The sequence below is a fragment of the Streptomyces triticagri genome (assembly GCF_003429565.1).
In the GTDB taxonomy this organism is placed as follows: domain Bacteria; phylum Actinomycetota; class Actinomycetes; order Streptomycetales; family Streptomycetaceae; genus Streptomyces; species Streptomyces triticagri.
On record NZ_QUAK01000022.1, the window covers coordinates 1 to 15116 of the forward strand.

The window sequence follows — 15116 nt, forward strand, 5'->3', positions numbered from 1 at the left end:
GTCCTGAGCCAGGATCAAACTCTCCGTGAATGCTCTCCCGTAATCGGGACACACATCACGAGAGCGGAACAGGCAAGAGGAATGATCCCACCCGTTCACAGCGTCCTCGCTGTGTTATTTCAAAAGGAACCACATCACAAACCATAAACCATGGCCTGCGACGGGGTATCAACATATCTGGCGTTGACTTTTGGCACGCTGTTGAGTTCTCAAGAAACGGACGCTTCCTTCGTACTCACCCACTCCGGGCTTTCCTCCGGGCGCTTCCCTTCGGTGTTTCCAACCTTACCAGACCCTTTTCCCGTCCCGTTCCCGGTCGGAATTCGAATCCGTGGCCGCTGGAGAGCCATTCGCCTTTCGGCGAGACCCGACTTTATCAGAGAAATTCGCAGGCCTTGACCAGCTGAAGGATTCTGATGAATCGGAGAGCTTCACGAGAAATTGAATCCCTCGGAAGCGAAGTAGATGTTAACCGTTGCGCTGGGTTCTGTCGAACTCTAGGCAACTGTTCGAATCTACCTCCCGGTCGGGGCCGTGTCAACGGCCTTTGCGGGATGCGGAGGACAGTACCAGCTCCCGTCGGGCCCGCGCACATCAGACAGCCGTGGGGACCGCGGCGCTGCGTTCCGCCGTGCTGAGATCTCCTGTCTCGCCGGCCCGTGCTGCCCGGCCGCCGATCACGTAGACGTAGGCGAGGAAGGCCAGTTCGGCCGCCACGCCGATCGCGATGCGGCCCCAGGTCGGCAGGCCGGAAGGGGTCACGAAGCCTTCGATGACGCCGGAGACGAAGAGCACGAGGGCCAGGCCGATGGCCATGCCGAGGGCCGCGCGGCCCTCTTCCGCCAGGGCTGTGCGGCGAGGTCTCGGGCCGGGGTCGATCAGGGTCCAGCCCAGTCGTAGACCGGTGCCGGCAGCGACGAATACCGCAGTGAGCTCCAGCAGGCCGTGCGGAAGGATCAGGCCCAGGAAGGTGTCCAGACGGCCTGCGGACGACATGAGGCCGAAGCCGACTGCCAGGTTGAGCATGTTCTGGAAGAGGATCCATACGACCGGCAGGCAGAGGAAGGCGCCAAGGACCAGGCACATGGCAGCCGCCTGGGCATTGTTCGTCCATACCTGCGCAGCGAAGGAGGCTGCCGGGTGACTGGAGTAGTAGGTCTCGTATTCGCCTCCCGGGCGGGTGAGCTCCTTCAGTTCGTCGGGGGCGGCGATCGACGACTGGACTTCCGGGTGGGTGGCGATCCACCAACCGATCAGGACGGCGACGAGGGTCGAGAGGAGAGCAGTGGGCACCCACCAGTGTCTGGCGCGGTACATCGCGGCGGGGAAGCCTGCCGTCAGGAAGGTGGTCGCGTCGCGCCAGGAGGCGGTACGTGTGCCGGTCACGGCACTACGCGCGCGTGCCACGAGTTGAGTGAGGCGTCCGGTGAGCTGGGGGTCCGGGGCGCTGGACTGGATCAGCGAGAGATGCGTGGCCGTGCGCTGGTAGAGGGCCACGAGTTCGTCGCACTCGGCGCCCGAGAGACGGCGTCGGCGGCGCAGCAGATGGTCCAGGCGGTCCCACTCTGCTCGGTGGGCGGAGACGAAAACGTCCAGGTCCATCAGGCGGCTGCTCCTCGTACTGCGGCGCGATGCGACCACAGCTTGGCAGACTGGCGGTTCCAGGGGCAGGGCGGAAAGGGATGGCAGCGTGAGTGAGCTTGTGACGGGCGAGGCGGTGGCGCTTGAACTGCGTGCCGCGAAGCTTCCCAGCCGGGCGCTCGCCGTCCTGATCGATCTGGTCGTGGCATGGGTGGCGTACCTGGCGATATCCATAGGACTGCTGTCGGCGACCGGTTCGCTGGACGATGCGGCATCGGCCGCAGTTGCGGTGGCCACCTTCCTTCTGGTGCTCGTCGGGATTCCGATTGCGGTCGAGACGCTGAGCCACGGTCGGTCGCTGGGGAAGCTGGCCTGTGGGTTGCGGGTGGTGCGGGACGACGGAGGGCCGATCCGCTTCCGGCATGCGCTGGTGCGGGGGGCGATGGGGGTCGTCGAGATTCTGGCCACCTTTGGTGTGGTGGCGTGTATCGCCTCGCTGGTGTCCGCGCGCGGGAGGCGGATCGGTGACGTCTTCGCGGGCACCCTGGTGGTGCGGGAGCGGGTGCCGGCGGCTCATCTGCCGTTCATCCCACCGCCACCGCCCTGGCTGGTCGGGCGCTTCTCGGGGCTCGACCTCTCCGGTGTGCCGGACTCGCTCTGGCTGGCCGTACGGCAGTACCTCACGCGGATGTCGCAGTTGGATCCGCAGGTCGGGTGGTCGCTCGCCGAGCGGCTCGCCGGCGACATGGCGGACTGCACCGGGGTGCCGGCGCCGGCGGACGTACCGCCTGCGGCCTACCTGGCAGCGGTGGTGAACGAGCGACAGGCACGCGACGCGCGTCGGGCGTTCGGGGGTGGCGAGCCGGGGACGTGGCCGGCTCAGGGGCCGGCGCCTGCGCAGACGGCAGGCGCCGTTATGCCCGCGGCCGGTGAGCCCGTGCGGCCCTCGTATCGCCCGGTGCAGGAGCGGTGGCCGGAGGCCGAGGGGCGCGGCGGGTCGGAGTCGACCGGGTTCGCGCCGCCGGCTTGAGTGTCGGTGGTCGTACGGGGCCGGGTCAGATGAGGGGCGACGGCGGCGTTTCGAGGTGTTCGAGTTCGATGCCGGGGGCTGCCAGGACGACGTCGCCGGCGATGTGGACGGCGGCCTGATCCCCTGTGTCCAGGGCTGTGACCTGGTAGGTGTCCACCACGAGCGGGCCGTTGTCAGTGGCGTGTGTTTCGCTGTTCAGCAGGGCCCAGGACTCGTCGACGGTGCGCGGGGCGAGGACGGGGTCGGTGAAGCGGACGAGGCGTACGCGGGTGGGTGCCGAGCCCGCTTCGAGGCGGAGCAGCTGAGCGGTGGCGACGAGGAAGGCGGGGGATGTGCCGGTGAAGGCGTGAGCGGGGACATTGCCCTCGTCGGCATCGGCGCCCGTGGGGTCGGTACGTACCCAGGTGACGCCGTCGAGAGCGGCGCCGCGCACTCGCCAGCTCGCGGCGTGCAGTTCGACGCGGATGGGGCGGCCGAGGGCGTCGATGGTCAGGTCGACGGAGCCGGCGTGGTCGCCGGCGGGGGTGGTGAGCTGGGAGACGTAGCGCCAGCCGGAGGTGCCGGGGGCGCAGTGGAAGTGTTCTTCTCCGATGGGGGTGTGATCGTGCGGGTCGTGGAGTGAATAGCGGCCGCGGGGCATGGGGGTCGGGTCCTTGGTGGTGGCCTGGAGCGCCCGTACCGGGGGCAGGCCCCCGCCGTGGGACGACGGGGGCCTGCGGGAGTCCGGCTTCGGGCTGTGCCGGAGGCTTCGGCTGGATACCGAGCTTCCGGGCGTGCTCAGTGGCTCAGTAGCGGTAGTGGTCGGGCTTGTACGGGCCCTCGACCTTGACGCCGATGTAGTCGGCCTGCTCGGGGCGGAGCTCGGTGAGCTTCACGCCGAGCGAGTCGAGGTGCAGGCGGGCGACCTTCTCGTCGAGGTGCTTGGGCAGCACGTAGACGTCGGTCGGGTACTCCTCGGGCTTGGTGAACAGCTCGATCTGGGCCAGCGTCTGATCCGCGAACGAGTTGGACATGACGAACGAGGGGTGACCGGTCGCGTTGCCCAGGTTCAGCAGGCGGCCCTCGGACAGGATGATCAGGACCTTGCCGTCGGGGAACGTCCAGGTGTGCACCTGGGGCTTGACCTCGTCCTTGACGATGCCGGGGATCTTCGCAAGGCCGGCCATGTCGATCTCGTTGTCGAAGTGGCCGATGTTCCCGACGATGGCCTGGTGCTTCATCTTGGCCATGTCGGTGGCCATGATGATGTCCTTGTTGCCGGTCGTGGTGACGAAGATGTCGGCCTGGCCGACCACGTCGTCGAGCGTCGCGACCTGGTAGCCGTCCATCGCCGCCTGCAGTGCGCAGATCGGGTCGATCTCGGTGATGATCACCCGGGCGCCCTGGCCGCGCAGCGACTCCGCGCAGCCCTTGCCGACGTCGCCGTAGCCGCAGACCACGGCGGTCTTGCCGCCGATGAGGACGTCCGTGGCGCGGTTGATGCCGTCGACCAGCGAGTGGCGGCAGCCGTACTTGTTGTCGAACTTCGACTTCGTCACGGCGTCGTTCACGTTGATCGCCGGGAAGAGCAGCGTGCCGTCACGGTGCATCTCGTACAGGCGGTGGACGCCGGTGGTGGTCTCCTCCGTCACGCCGCGGATCTCCGAGGCGAGCCGGGTCCACTTCTGCGAGCCCTCGGTGATGGTGCGGCCCAGGAGCTGCAGGATGACACGGTGCTCGTCGCTCTCCGCAGTGTCGGCGGAGGGGACCTTGCCGTCCTTCTCGTACTCGACGCCCTTGTGGACGAGGAGGGTGGCGTCGCCACCGTCGTCCAGGATCATGTTCGGGCCGCCGGTCGGGGAGTTCGGCCAGGTCAGGGCCTGCTCGGTGCACCACCAGTACTCCTCGAGCGTCTCGCCCTTCCAGGCGAAGACCGGGATGCCGGCGGGGGCGTCCGGAGTGCCGTTCGGGCCGACGGCGACGGCGGCGGCCGCGTGGTCCTGGGTGGAGAAGATGTTGCAGGAGGCCCAGCGGACGTCGGCGCCGAGGGCGACGAGCGTCTCGATCAGCACGGCGGTCTGCACGGTCATGTGCAGCGAGCCGGTGACACGGGCGCCGGCCAGCGGCTGCGTGGCGGCGTACTCCTTGCGGATCGCCATCAGACCGGGCATCTCGTGCTCGGCGAGGGTGATCTCCTTGCGGCCGAACTCTGCGAGGGAGAGGTCGGCGACCTTGAAGTCCTGTCCATTGGCGACAGTGGTCATTACTGGCTGCTCCTCGTGATGGGTCGAGGTTGGGCATGGCTGACCGCGACAGCGAGCATACGGATGCCCGGTGGTGCGCGGTCCAGTCCGTCGGAGGCCCTCTCTCCCTCGGCCGGTGCCCACGAGGCACCGCCCGACCGCCATCAGCAGCGACGTCTGGCTCGGTCACAAAGCTACACCGATTGGCCCAGTCGGCCCCAGTCCGCCTCCGGCATTGCCAGTACTGGGCGTCCGGGCACTCGGGGCGCCTCCGGTGGTTCCCCCCGCCTTTGCTGTCGCCCGGAAGTGTTGCAGGATGCCGGAAGCCCCGGAACACGCGCGCGGGACCGCGGCGGATGTTCCGGGGACTGTTCGAAGCAGGCGTTAGGAGATCACGTGACCAGTGCGGCCGAGCCTCCCCAGGGGGCGGCGAGCAGCGGGCAGAAGAAGGTGAAGCTCCTCGCAGTCACCGCCTGCCCGACGGGCATTGCCCACACGTACATGGCGGCCGAGAAGCTCAGCCAGGCGGCCGAAGGCCTCGGCATCGACATGAAGGTGGAGACGCAGGGCTCGATCGGCTCTGAGAACGTCCTTACTGACAACGATGTCAAGAATGCGGACGGCGTCATCATCGCCGCCGACAAGGATGTCGACCTCGACAGGTTCGCCGGCAAGCGCGTGCTGACCGTCGGCGTCTCGGAGGGGATCAGCCGTCCCGAGAGCCTGATCGAGCAGGTGCAGAGCGCCCCGGTGCACGGCGGCGGTGGCGGCGGACCGGCCGGTCCCACGGGCGGCGGTGGCGGTGCGGGCGGCGGCAAGGAGCGCAGCCTCGCGTACAAGGCACTGATGAACGGTGTCTCGTACATGATCCCGTTCGTGGTCGTCGGCGGTCTGCTGATCGCCATCTCGCTGTCGCTCGGCGGGCACACCGACCCCAAGGGCGGCCTGGTCATCCCGGACGACTCGTTCTGGATGCACGTCAACGAGATCGGTGTCATCGGCTTCACGCTGATGGTGCCGATCCTCTCCGGCTATATCGCCTACGCGATCGGCGACCGGCCCGCGCTGGTGCCTGGCATGATCGGCGGCTGGATCGCCAACACCGGTGAGCTGTACGACTCCGAGGCGGGCGCCGGCTTCATCGGGGCGATCGTGACCGGCTTCCTGGCCGGCTATCTGGTGTTGTGGATCAAGAAGGTCAAGGTCCCCAAGTTCGCCCAGCCGGTGATGCCGATCATCGTGATCCCGATCATCTCCACGACGGCGCTCGGGCTGTTCTTCATCTACGTCATCGGCAAGCCGATCTCCTGGGTCTTCGAGCATCTGACCAGCTGGCTCAGCGGGATGACCGGCACCAGCGCCATCGCGCTCGGCGCCATCCTCGGTCTGATGATCGCGTTCGACATGGGCGGGCCGGTCAACAAGACGGCGTTCCTGTTCGGTACGGGTCTGATCGCCACCGGCAATCTGTCCGTGATGGGTATGTGCGCGGCCGCGATTCCGGTGATGCCGCTCGGTCAGGGGCTCGCGACGGTGCTGCGCAAGCGGCTCTACACCGAGCAGGAGAAGGAGACCGGTCTGGCCGCGTTGTTCATGGGCTTCTTCGGTATCTCCGAAGGTGCGATTCCGTTCGCCGCCGCGCGGCCGGCCCAGGTCATTCCGGCGAACATGCTCGGTGGCGCCGTGGCCGGTGCCATTGCGGGTGTGGCCGGTGTGGAGGACTCGGTTCCGCACGGCGGGCCGATCGTGGCCGTGCTCGGGGCCATCGGCGGGGTGCCGATGTTCTTCGTGGCCGTGATCGCGGGTTCGATCGTCACCGCGATCACGACGGTGGCGCTTGTCGACTTCACGGAGCGCAGGCGGGGTGGGCTGACGGGTGGGCCCGGTGCCGCTGAGCCCGCCCTCGCAGGAGTCGGGGCCGGTGCGGGTGCTGCGGCCGGTGCGGGTGCTGGGGCCGGTGCCGGGATCGGCATGGCCAAGGCGAGCGACTCGGGTACGGCGAGTGCCCCCGCGAAGGCCGCGGCCGAGCCCTCGGACACGGCCGCCGGAGCCGGGCCCGCCGAGGACTCCGAGGACTCCGATGAGGTGCTCTCCGGCCACCTCACCGAGGAGACCGTCAAGCTCGGCCTCGACGCGCACGACAAGGAAGCGGCGATCCGCGAGATGGCCGCACTCCTGACCGCCTCCGGCAAGGTCACGGACGAGGAGGAGCTCGTCGCGACGGCGCTGCGCCGTGAGGAGCAGGGCACCACCGGGCTCGGCGAGGAGATCGCCATCCCGCACGCGAAGACGGACGCGGTGAGCGCGCCGGTCGTCGGCTTCGCCCGCTCGCCCGAGGGCGTCGAATGGGGCGCTCTCGACGGCACGCAGGCCAAGCTGATCTTCATGATCGCCGTGCCCGAGGCCGCGGCCGGGGACGAGCATCTGCGGATTCTGGCGATGCTGTCGCGCAAGCTGATGGACACCGGCTTCCGGGAGCGCCTCGAGTCGGCGCCGGACCGGGCGGCGGTGCTCGACGTACTCCGCGAGGTGCGCTGACCGCCGTACGACGCCGAGGGCCCCACGACTCCTTGAACCCAAGAAGGCGTCGTGGGGCCCTCGTACGTGCCGGGCGAACTTCAGTGGCCGCCGGGGCTCTTGGCGGGGTTCTCGCCGGCCGCGGCGGCCGTCTCGCTGTAGATGTCCGGCTCCAGATAGATCACCCGGGCGATCGGGACGGCCTCCCGGATACGGGCCTCCGCGGCGTTGATCGCGGAGGCGACCTCGGTGGCCGTGTCGTCGTGCTGGACCGCGACCTTGGCGGCGACCAGGAGCTCCTCGGGACCGAGGTGCAGCGTCCGCATGTGGATGATGCGGGTGACGGTGTCGCCGTCGACGATCGCGCCCTCGATCTTCTGGACCTCCTCGATGCCCGCGGACTCGCCGAGCAGCAGCGACTTGGTCTCCACGGCCAGGACGATCGCGATCAGGATGAGCAGCACACCGATGCAGAGGGTGCCGATGCCGTCCCAGACGCCGTTGCCGGTGGCGAGCGCGATGCCGACGCCGCCGAGGGCGAGGACGAGGCCGATCAGGGCGCCGAGGTCCTCGAGCAGGACGACCGGCAGTTCGGGAGCCTTCGCGCGGCGGACGAAGTCACTCCACGACTGTTTGCCGCGGATCGAGTTGGACTCCTTGATCGCCGTACGGAACGAGAACGACTCGGCGATGATCGCGAACACCAGGACGCCGACCGGCCAGTACCAGTGCTCGAGTTCGTGCGGGTGCTTGATCTTCTCGTAGCCCTCGTAGATGGCGAACATGCCGCCGACCGAGAAGAGCACGATCGAGACGAGGAAGGCGTAGATGTAGCGCTCGCGGCCGTAACCGAAGGGGTGTTGCGGGGTGGCCGCGCGCTGGGCCTTCTTTCCGCCGAGCAGGAGCAGGCCCTGGTTGCCGGAGTCGGCGAGCGAGTGGACGCTCTCGGCGAGCATCGAGGACGAGCCGCTGAAGAGGAAGGCGACGAACTTCGCCACCGCGATGGCCAGGTTGGCGGCCAGTGCCGCCACGATCGCCTTGGTTCCGCCTGACGCGCTCATGTGTGCCCTGTGTCCTCTCGTACGTCGACGATTCGTGTGTCGACGATCCGTACGTCGACTCTCGTCGTGCCCATGCCGTGCGGTGGGTCATTGTCGCAGCACGGCATGGGCCGCCGACGTCAGACGGCCACGGTGGCGCGGAAGAGGGTGCCGCTGCCGGAGACGACCGCCTCGTCGCCCGCGGGGACGAACACCGAGCCGCCGGGCGCGAGGAGTTCGCCGCCGGCCCGGATCGAACCAGCGGTGCAGAGCAGGATCTGCGGGGTGGGCGCGGTCAGTACGCGCGGCTCGGCGCCCTCGGCCACCACGAAACGGGAGAGCCGGAACTCGTCGGTCGGGGTCTCGTACACCTCCTCGCCGGCCTCGTCCGCCTCCGGCCGGAGCACGGCGGGCTCGGTGGCCTCGAAGCGGACGATGCGCAGGAGTTCGGGTACGTCGATGTGCTTGGGGGTGAGGCCGCAGCGCAGCACGTTGTCCGAGTTGGCCATGATTTCCACGCCGAGGCCGTCGAGATAGGCGTGCGGCACGCCGGCGCCGAGGAACATGGCTTCGCCCGGGGCGAGTTGGACGAAGTTGAGCAGCATGGCGGCGATGACGCCGGAGTCGCCGGGGTAGTGGCGGGCGATCGCGGCGTACGGGGCGTACTCGCCGCCGAGGCGCTCCGCGGCGGCAGCGGCCTCGGTGACGGTCGCGGCCATCTCGGCGGTGTCGGCGGTCAGTACGGCGGTGAGCACCTCGCGCAGCGCGGCCTCTTCGGGGTGGGCCCGGAGCAGGTCCACGTACGGCTTGAGGGAGTCGACGCCGAGGCCGTCGAACAGCCGGGCGGCGTCGGTGGGGGCGCGGAAACCGCAGAGGCCGTCGAACGGCGTGAGGGCGCAGATGAGTTCGGGCTTGTGGTTGGCGTCCTTGTAGTTGCGGTTCGGGGCGTCGACCGGGACGCCGCGCTCCGTCTCGTCGGCGAAGCCCTCGCGGGCCTGCTCGAGGTTCGGGTGCACCTGCAGGGAGAGCGGGGCGGCGGCCGCGAGGAGCTTGAGCAGGAAGGGCAGCCGGGGCCCGAACTTGCTGACGCTGGCGGTGCCGAGTTCGCGCTCGGGATCGGCGGCGACGACCTCGTCGAGGGTGCCGCGGGCGAGACGCGAGGGTGCGCCGGGGTGGGCGCCCAGCCACATCTCCGCCTGCGGCTCACCGGTGGGCTGCTCGCCGAGGAGTTCCGGGATGGCGGTGGTCGAACCCCAGGCGTAGGGGCGGACGGTGTTGGTGAGGCGGTCCATGGGTGCAGTGCTCTCTGGTAGCTCTCGTACGGAAGGTCACGTTCGGCTGAACATCGGTGGCTGACTGTTCGTCAGGATCGGCCGCTGGAGGCGAGTGCCAGGTAGACGGCGGCGAAGTCGGTGACGGCGATCAGCTCGGCGAGCGCCTCCAGGTCGCTGCCGTCGGCAGGTTCCAGTTCGCTGATGGCGGTGCCGTGGCCGAGGGCGAGTTCACGGGCGGCCGGTGCGGCGCTGAGGCCCCCGGTCGGACGGTCGCGAAGGAGGACGGCACGCGCGCGTAGTGCCTGTTCGTCCTCGACGCGGTCGCGGAAGAAATCGTCGGGATCGGCAGCCGCCGCGAGGTCACCGGCGAGCAGCGTGCCGTGCGCGGGCAGCGCCTCGGGGAGTTCCGCGGCGAGCGCCGGGCGCCCGGCCAACTCGGCGAGCAGGGCGGCGAATCGGCGGCCCGGAGGTCCGGCGCCCGGGCCCTCGGTCCAGATCAGCGGCAGCGACTCGTCGAGCTCGGCGGCGAGGGTCTTGGCCGGGTTGCTGTACGTGGCGATGGCCGGCCCGCAGCGCTCCGCCGTGCTGTCAAGGCGGTCCGCCACCTTCTGCAGCACGTCCGCCGGTGCGGTGATCAGGCCGGTCCGGTCGAGCAGGACGAGCAGCGGGGTGAGCAGCGCCCACAGGGCGTCGAGGCCGGCGGTCGCGCCCTCGTCGTACTCGTCGTGGGGCGGGGAGGCCATCGGGACGGTGAGGCCGTGTGCGCCCGCGACGGACTCGACGAGCGGGGAGCGCGGGGGCGCGACGGCGACCACGGTGCAGCCGCGCCGGTAGGCCTGGTCGGCGAGCACGCCGAGGCCCGGCTCGGAGCCGTCGGGGGTGGCGATGAGGAGCAGGTCGACCGGGCCGGCCCAGCCGGGCAGGGACCAGCGCAGGGCGCCCGCTGCGGCCGCCACTCCGGTGGGGTGCAGGCGGGTCACGGGACAGCCGGCGCCGGCGAACGCGCCGAGCAGATCGGCGACGCAGGTGGCCGCGGTGCCGGGTCCCGCGATCAGCACCGCGCGCGGGCGGCCGTCGGGCTTGAGCTCGGTGAGTCCGGCATCGGCGGAGTGCCGCAGGCCGGTACGGACCCGGGCGCCGGCTTCGGCGGCGCCGCGCAGCAGGCTCCGGCGGTCGGCCAGGGCGAGTGCTTCCGGGTCGTCGAGCAGCGATTCGTCGAGCACGGGGATCAGCCTCCGATGCGCGGGTGCCTTGGGGGCTTCGCTGATGGCGTCGGCCGCCTCGACGGCGGGCGAGGGTCGGGTGCACGGCCGGGCGGCCGTCCGGCCACCGTACGGGGTCAGTCGGGGCGGCGGGCCTCGTCGACCAGGAGCACCGGGATGCCGTCACGCACCGGGTAGGCCAGACCGCAGTCCTTGCCGGTGCAGAGCAGCTCGGTGTCCGACTCCTCGAGGGGGGCGTGACAGGCCGGGCAGGCGAGGATCTCCAGGAGGCCGGCTTCGAGCGGCATGGGGTGGGTCCCTTCGGACAGCGGTTCAGAACAGTTCCTGCGGGCCCGGTCCCACGGGCTCGGCCAAGAGGTGTCTCCAGGGCCGTGCGCCGACGGAATGGGGCCTGGTCAGCCTACCGCCGTGCGGGGAGCGGTGCTGTGTCCCGGGGTGCGCCGGGGCGGCCGTTACCGGTTCGTGCGCGGGGCGGGCCCGCGGCCGGGGTCCACGCGCGCGTGGACCCCGGTGCGGCGGATGGGGTCAGGCCCGTACGAGGGCGAGCACGTCGTCGCGGACGCGCTCCATGGTGGCGGTGTCCCGGGCCTCGACATTGAGCCGCAGGAGGGGCTCGGTGTTGGACGCCCGGAGGTTGAACCACCAGTCGTCGGCCGTGACGGTCAGGCCGTCCAGCTCGTCGAGGGTCAGTCCGTCCCGGCCCTCGTACGCCTCCCGTACGGCGGCGGCGCGGCCCTCCTGGTCGGCCACCGTGGAGTTGATCTCGCCGGAGCCGGCGTACCGGTCGTACTGGGCGACGAGCTCGGAGAGCGGGCCCTGCTGGCCGCCGAGCGCGGCCAGGACGTGCAGGGCGGCCAGCATGCCCGTGTCCGCGTTCCAGAAGTCCTTGAAGTAGTAGTGCGCGGAGTGCTCGCCGCCGAAGATCGCGCCGGTGTCGGCCATCTCCTGCTTGATGAACGAGTGGCCCACGCGCGTGCGGACCGGGGTGCCGCCGCTCTCCCGGACCACCTCGGGGACCGACCAGGAGGTGATCAGATTGTGGATGACGGTGCCCGAACCGCCGTTCCTGGCGAGCTCGCGGCCGGCGACCAGGGCGGTGACGGCGGACGGGGAGACGCCCTCGCCGCGCTCGTCCACCACGAAGCAGCGGTCCGCGTCGCCGTCGAAGGCGATGCCGAGGTCGGCGCCCTCGTCGCGGACGCGCTTCTGGAGGTCCACGATGTTGGCCGGGTCCAAAGGGTTCGCCTCGTGGTTGGGGAAGGTGCCGTCCAGCTCGAAGTACATCGGGACCAGGTCGAGCGGCAGGCCCTTGAAGACGGTGGGGACGGTGTGCCCTCCCATGCCGTTCCCCGCGTCGACGACGACCTTGAGGGGGCGGATCGCGGTGAGGTCGACGAGGCCGCGCAGATGGGCCGCGTAGTCCTCGAGGGTCTCGCGGGCGGTGATCTCGCCGGGCGTCGCGACGGGCGCGGGCGCACCGGACTCGGCCCACTGCTCGACCAGGGCGCGGATCTCGGCGAGCCCGGTGTCCTGGCCGATGGGGGCGGCACCGGCGCGGCACATCTTGATGCCGTTGTACTGCGCCGGGTTGTGCGAGGCCGTGAACATCGCGCCCGGCAGATCGAGCGCCCCCGAGGCGTAGTACAGCTGGTCCGTGGAGCACAGGCCGATCTCGGTGACGGACACCCCGAAGTCGGCCGCCCCGCGCGCGAAGGCGCGCGAGAGGCCCGGCGACGAGGGACGCATGTCGTGCCCGACCACGATCGCCTCGGCACCGGTCACCTGCGCGAAGGCGGCGCCGAACAGCTTCGCGAGGGACTCGTCCCACTGATCGGGGACCACTCCTCGCACGTCGTACGCCTTCACGATCTGCGAAAGATCAGCCACGGCCAGCCCTCTCCTGAAATCCACTGCGGTCACCCAAAAGTACCCGGGTGCACGGACAACCAGGACCGGTCGGTCGGGACGGCCGTGCCGGACGCCCTGTCAGGGCAGCATCCAGCCCAGGACGAAGGTGCTCTGGGCCACCACGATCAGGCACATCACCAGGAGCAGTCCGAGGCTCCACGGCAGCACCTTGCGCAGCAGATCGCCCTCCTTGCCCGCGAGGCCGACGGCAGCGCACGCGATGGTCAGGTTCTGCGGCGAGATCATCTTGCCGAGCACGCCGCCCGAACTGTTCGCCGCGGCCAGCAGATCGGGCGACAGGCCGGACTGCCGGGCCGCGGTCACCTGGAGGGCGCCGAAGAGCGCGTTGGCCGAGGTGTCGGAGCCGGAGACGGCGACCCCGAACCAGCCGAGGACCGGCGAAAGGAAGGCGAGCCCGGCTCCGGCGGCGGCCACGAAGTGCCCGATGACGGCGGCCTGTCCGGACAGGTTCATCACATAGGCGAGGGCGAGCACCGAGGTGACGGTCAGGATCGCGAAGCGCAACTCATGGACGGTGGAGGCCCATTCGCGTACCGCCACGCGCGCGTGGAGCCCCAGTACCAGGGCCGTGAAAAGGCCCGCCACAAGGACCAGCGTTCCGCCCGTGGAGACGAGCGGCAGGGAGAAGACATTGCCGCTGACGGGATCGCCGTCGGGATTGGCGACGTTGAGCAGCGGCCAGTCGAAGGAGCGGGTCGCCTTGTCGAAGAGGTCCTTCACGGGCGGGATCTGGGCCACCGAGAAGACGGCCACGATCAGGGCGTACGGGGCGTAGGCCCGGATCACCTCGGGGCGCTCGTCGACGACGTCCAGGTCCTCGCTGCGCGCCCCCGTGAGGACGTCGGCGCGGACGCGTTCGTCGGCGGGCCTGCGGGCGCTCGGAACGGCCACCAGGGCCGCGGCGCCGGCCAGCGCGGCGCCGATGTCGGCGAGCTGGGCGGACACGTAGTTGGACGCAGCGAACTGGGCCGCCGCGAAGGCGACTCCGCAGACCACGGCGGGCAGCCAGGTCTCGCGCAGCCCGCGCCTGCCGTCGACCAGGAAGACCAGGATCAGCGGGACGATGAGGGCGAGCAGCGGGGTCTGGCGTCCGACCACGGAGGCCACCGAGTCCAGCGGAAGCCCGGTGACCTGCGCCAGCGTGACGACCGGTGTGCCCATGGCGCCGAACGCCACCGGGGCGGTGTTGGCGACGAGCGCCACCACGGCCGCCCGTACCGGATCGAAGCCGAGCGCGACCAGCATCACCGCACTGATGGCGACGGGTGCGCCGAAGCCGGCCAGCGCCTCGAGCAGTGCCCCGAAACAGAAGGCGACGACCAGCGCCTGTACGCGCGGGTCGTCGGAGAGCCGTCCGAAGGACCGGCGGAGGATGTCGAAGTGCTGGGTGCGGACCGTCATCCGGTACACCCACAGGGCGTTGACGACGATCCACATGATCGGGAAGAGGCCGAACAGGACTCCCTGGACGCCGCTGGACAGCGTCTGCCCGATGGGCATGCCGTACGCGATCCAGGCGACGAGCACGGCGACGGCGAGGCCGATGAGGCCTGCGAGGTGGGCCTTCATCCGGACGGCACCGAGCAGCACCAGGACCGTGATCAGAGGCAGTGCGGCGACGAGCGCGGAGAGCGTGAGTGAGTCGGCGACCGGTTCCAGTTGCTGTACGAACACATGGGCCTCCCGGTGATCGTTCACGGGTCGCCGAATCGTCGTGTCCGCGACAAGCGGAAGTCAATGGTCCGTACGGTAACGGTTGTTGAAGGGGAAACATCACGCGTCCATAGGAGGACGGACTGCGGTGGAGGGGGCTCGGCCGCCGCTCAGGAGTCGGGTGACTTCAGTACGCGCAGATGCCCGCGGCGCGCGACCTCCATCGGGTCCGCCGCCCCGGGACCACCGCCACCGGCCTCGGCGGCGCGCTCCTGCGGGCGGGCGGCCTCACGCACCGCGTTCGCCAGCGCCTCCAGGTCGTCGCCGCTCGGGCGGGTCGGGCCGCCGGTGTCGGCGAGCCGGACCACTTCCCAGCCGCGCGGCGCGGTGAGGCGCTCGGAGTGCTCGGCGCACAGGTCGTAGCAGTGCGGCTCGGCGTAGGTCGCGAGGGGGCCGAGCACCGCCGTGGAATCGGCATAGACGTACGTCAGCGTCGCGACGGCGGGACGGCCGCAGGCGGTGCGCGAACAGCGACGTACAGGGCTCACGACGTTGGACGGTACCGCACTCTTGAGCGGGCCGCGACGACTCTCCGCGAGGTCACCCCACCGTGTCGCCGCGAAAACGATCCTGCGCCGATCCGCGGA

General features: G+C 70.2%; 12 protein-coding genes. 2 read left to right on the forward strand and 10 right to left on the reverse strand.

All coding sequences use genetic code 11. From position 1 onward, the window contains the following. Positions 1-594: 594 nt before the first annotated feature. On the reverse strand, positions 595-1602 hold the full coding sequence (locus DY218_RS04250) for a stage II sporulation protein M (RefSeq protein ID WP_128554544.1): 1008 nt from the start codon (positions 1600-1602) through the stop codon (positions 595-597). Between the two features lie 88 nt (positions 1603-1690). Between DY218_RS04250 and DY218_RS04255 the strand changes: the two genes are divergently transcribed. Next, positions 1691-2611: an RDD family protein gene (locus tag DY218_RS04255; protein ID WP_128554545.1), complete on the forward strand. Its 921-nt coding sequence runs from the start codon at positions 1691-1693 to the stop codon at positions 2609-2611. Between the two features lie 25 nt (positions 2612-2636). On the opposite strand, the gene DY218_RS04260 is transcribed toward DY218_RS04255, so the two are convergent. Further along, on the reverse strand, positions 2637-3251 hold the full coding sequence (locus DY218_RS04260; RefSeq protein ID WP_128554546.1) for a hypothetical protein: 615 nt from the start codon (positions 3249-3251) through the stop codon (positions 2637-2639). 145 nt (positions 3252-3396) lie between these two features. After that, the gene (gene ahcY, locus DY218_RS04265) at positions 3397-4854 is read right to left on the reverse strand and encodes an adenosylhomocysteinase (protein ID WP_128554547.1); all 1458 of its coding nucleotides are present in this window, start codon (positions 4852-4854) and stop codon (positions 3397-3399) included. Between the two features lie 375 nt (positions 4855-5229). Here ahcY and DY218_RS04270 point away from each other — a divergent pair, with 375 nt between their 5' ends. Then, on the forward strand, positions 5230-7371 hold the full coding sequence (locus DY218_RS04270; RefSeq protein WP_128554548.1) for a fructose-specific PTS transporter subunit EIIC: 2142 nt from the start codon (positions 5230-5232) through the stop codon (positions 7369-7371). Between the two features lie 80 nt (positions 7372-7451). On the opposite strand, the gene DY218_RS04275 is transcribed toward DY218_RS04270, so the two are convergent. From DY218_RS04275 to DY218_RS04305, 7 genes are all read right to left on the reverse strand, one after another. Next, positions 7452-8411 carry a cation diffusion facilitator family transporter gene (locus DY218_RS04275; RefSeq protein ID WP_128554549.1) on the reverse strand — a complete coding sequence of 320 codons (960 nt, stop codon included), beginning with the start codon at positions 8409-8411 and terminating at the stop codon, positions 7452-7454. Positions 8412-8530: 119 nt separating this feature from the next. Next, positions 8531-9682 (reverse strand): mannose-6-phosphate isomerase, class I, encoded by a 1152-nt coding sequence (gene manA / locus DY218_RS04280; protein ID WP_128554550.1) that lies wholly within the window; start codon positions 9680-9682, stop codon positions 8531-8533. Between the two features lie 71 nt (positions 9683-9753). Next, positions 9754-10887: an SIS domain-containing protein gene (locus DY218_RS04285; RefSeq protein ID WP_128554551.1), complete on the reverse strand. Its 1134-nt coding sequence runs from the start codon at positions 10885-10887 to the stop codon at positions 9754-9756. Between the two features lie 116 nt (positions 10888-11003). After that, positions 11004-11174, reverse strand: a complete 171-nt coding sequence (locus tag DY218_RS04290; RefSeq protein ID WP_128554552.1) for a Trm112 family protein — start codon at positions 11172-11174, stop codon at positions 11004-11006. A 238-nt stretch (positions 11175-11412) separates the two neighbouring features. Continuing rightward, complete coding sequence (locus DY218_RS04295) at positions 11413-12780, reverse strand: phosphomannomutase/phosphoglucomutase (RefSeq protein ID WP_128554586.1); 1368 nt, start codon at positions 12778-12780, stop codon at positions 11413-11415. Positions 12781-12873: 93 nt separating this feature from the next. Continuing rightward, positions 12874-14490: an L-lactate permease gene (locus tag DY218_RS04300; protein ID WP_128554587.1), complete on the reverse strand. Its 1617-nt coding sequence runs from the start codon at positions 14488-14490 to the stop codon at positions 12874-12876. Between the two features lie 149 nt (positions 14491-14639). Continuing rightward, entirely contained in the window at positions 14640-15017 is a 378-nt protein-coding gene (locus DY218_RS04305) for a DUF3499 domain-containing protein (RefSeq protein ID WP_233521355.1), read from the reverse strand. Positions 15018-15116 lie beyond the last annotated feature (99 nt).

Excerpts from the sequence above, each read along its gene's own strand:
- DY218_RS04290 (WP_128554552.1), bottom strand. The coding sequence starts at position 11,174 with ATGCCGCTCGAAGCCGGCCTCCTGGAGATCCTCGCCTGCCCGGCCTGT.
- DY218_RS04275 (WP_128554549.1), bottom strand. The coding sequence starts at position 8,411 with ATGAGCGCGTCAGGCGGAACCAAGGCGATCGTGGCGGCACTGGCCGCC.
- DY218_RS04250 (WP_128554544.1), bottom strand. The coding sequence starts at position 1,602 with ATGGACCTGGACGTTTTCGTCTCCGCCCACCGAGCAGAGTGGGACCGC.
- ahcY (WP_128554547.1), bottom strand. The coding sequence starts at position 4,854 with ATGACCACTGTCGCCAATGGACAGGACTTCAAGGTCGCCGACCTCTCC.
- manA (WP_128554550.1), bottom strand. The coding sequence starts at position 9,682 with ATGGACCGCCTCACCAACACCGTCCGCCCCTACGCCTGGGGTTCGACC.
- DY218_RS04260 (WP_128554546.1), bottom strand. The coding sequence starts at position 3,251 with ATGCCCCGCGGCCGCTATTCACTCCACGACCCGCACGATCACACCCCC.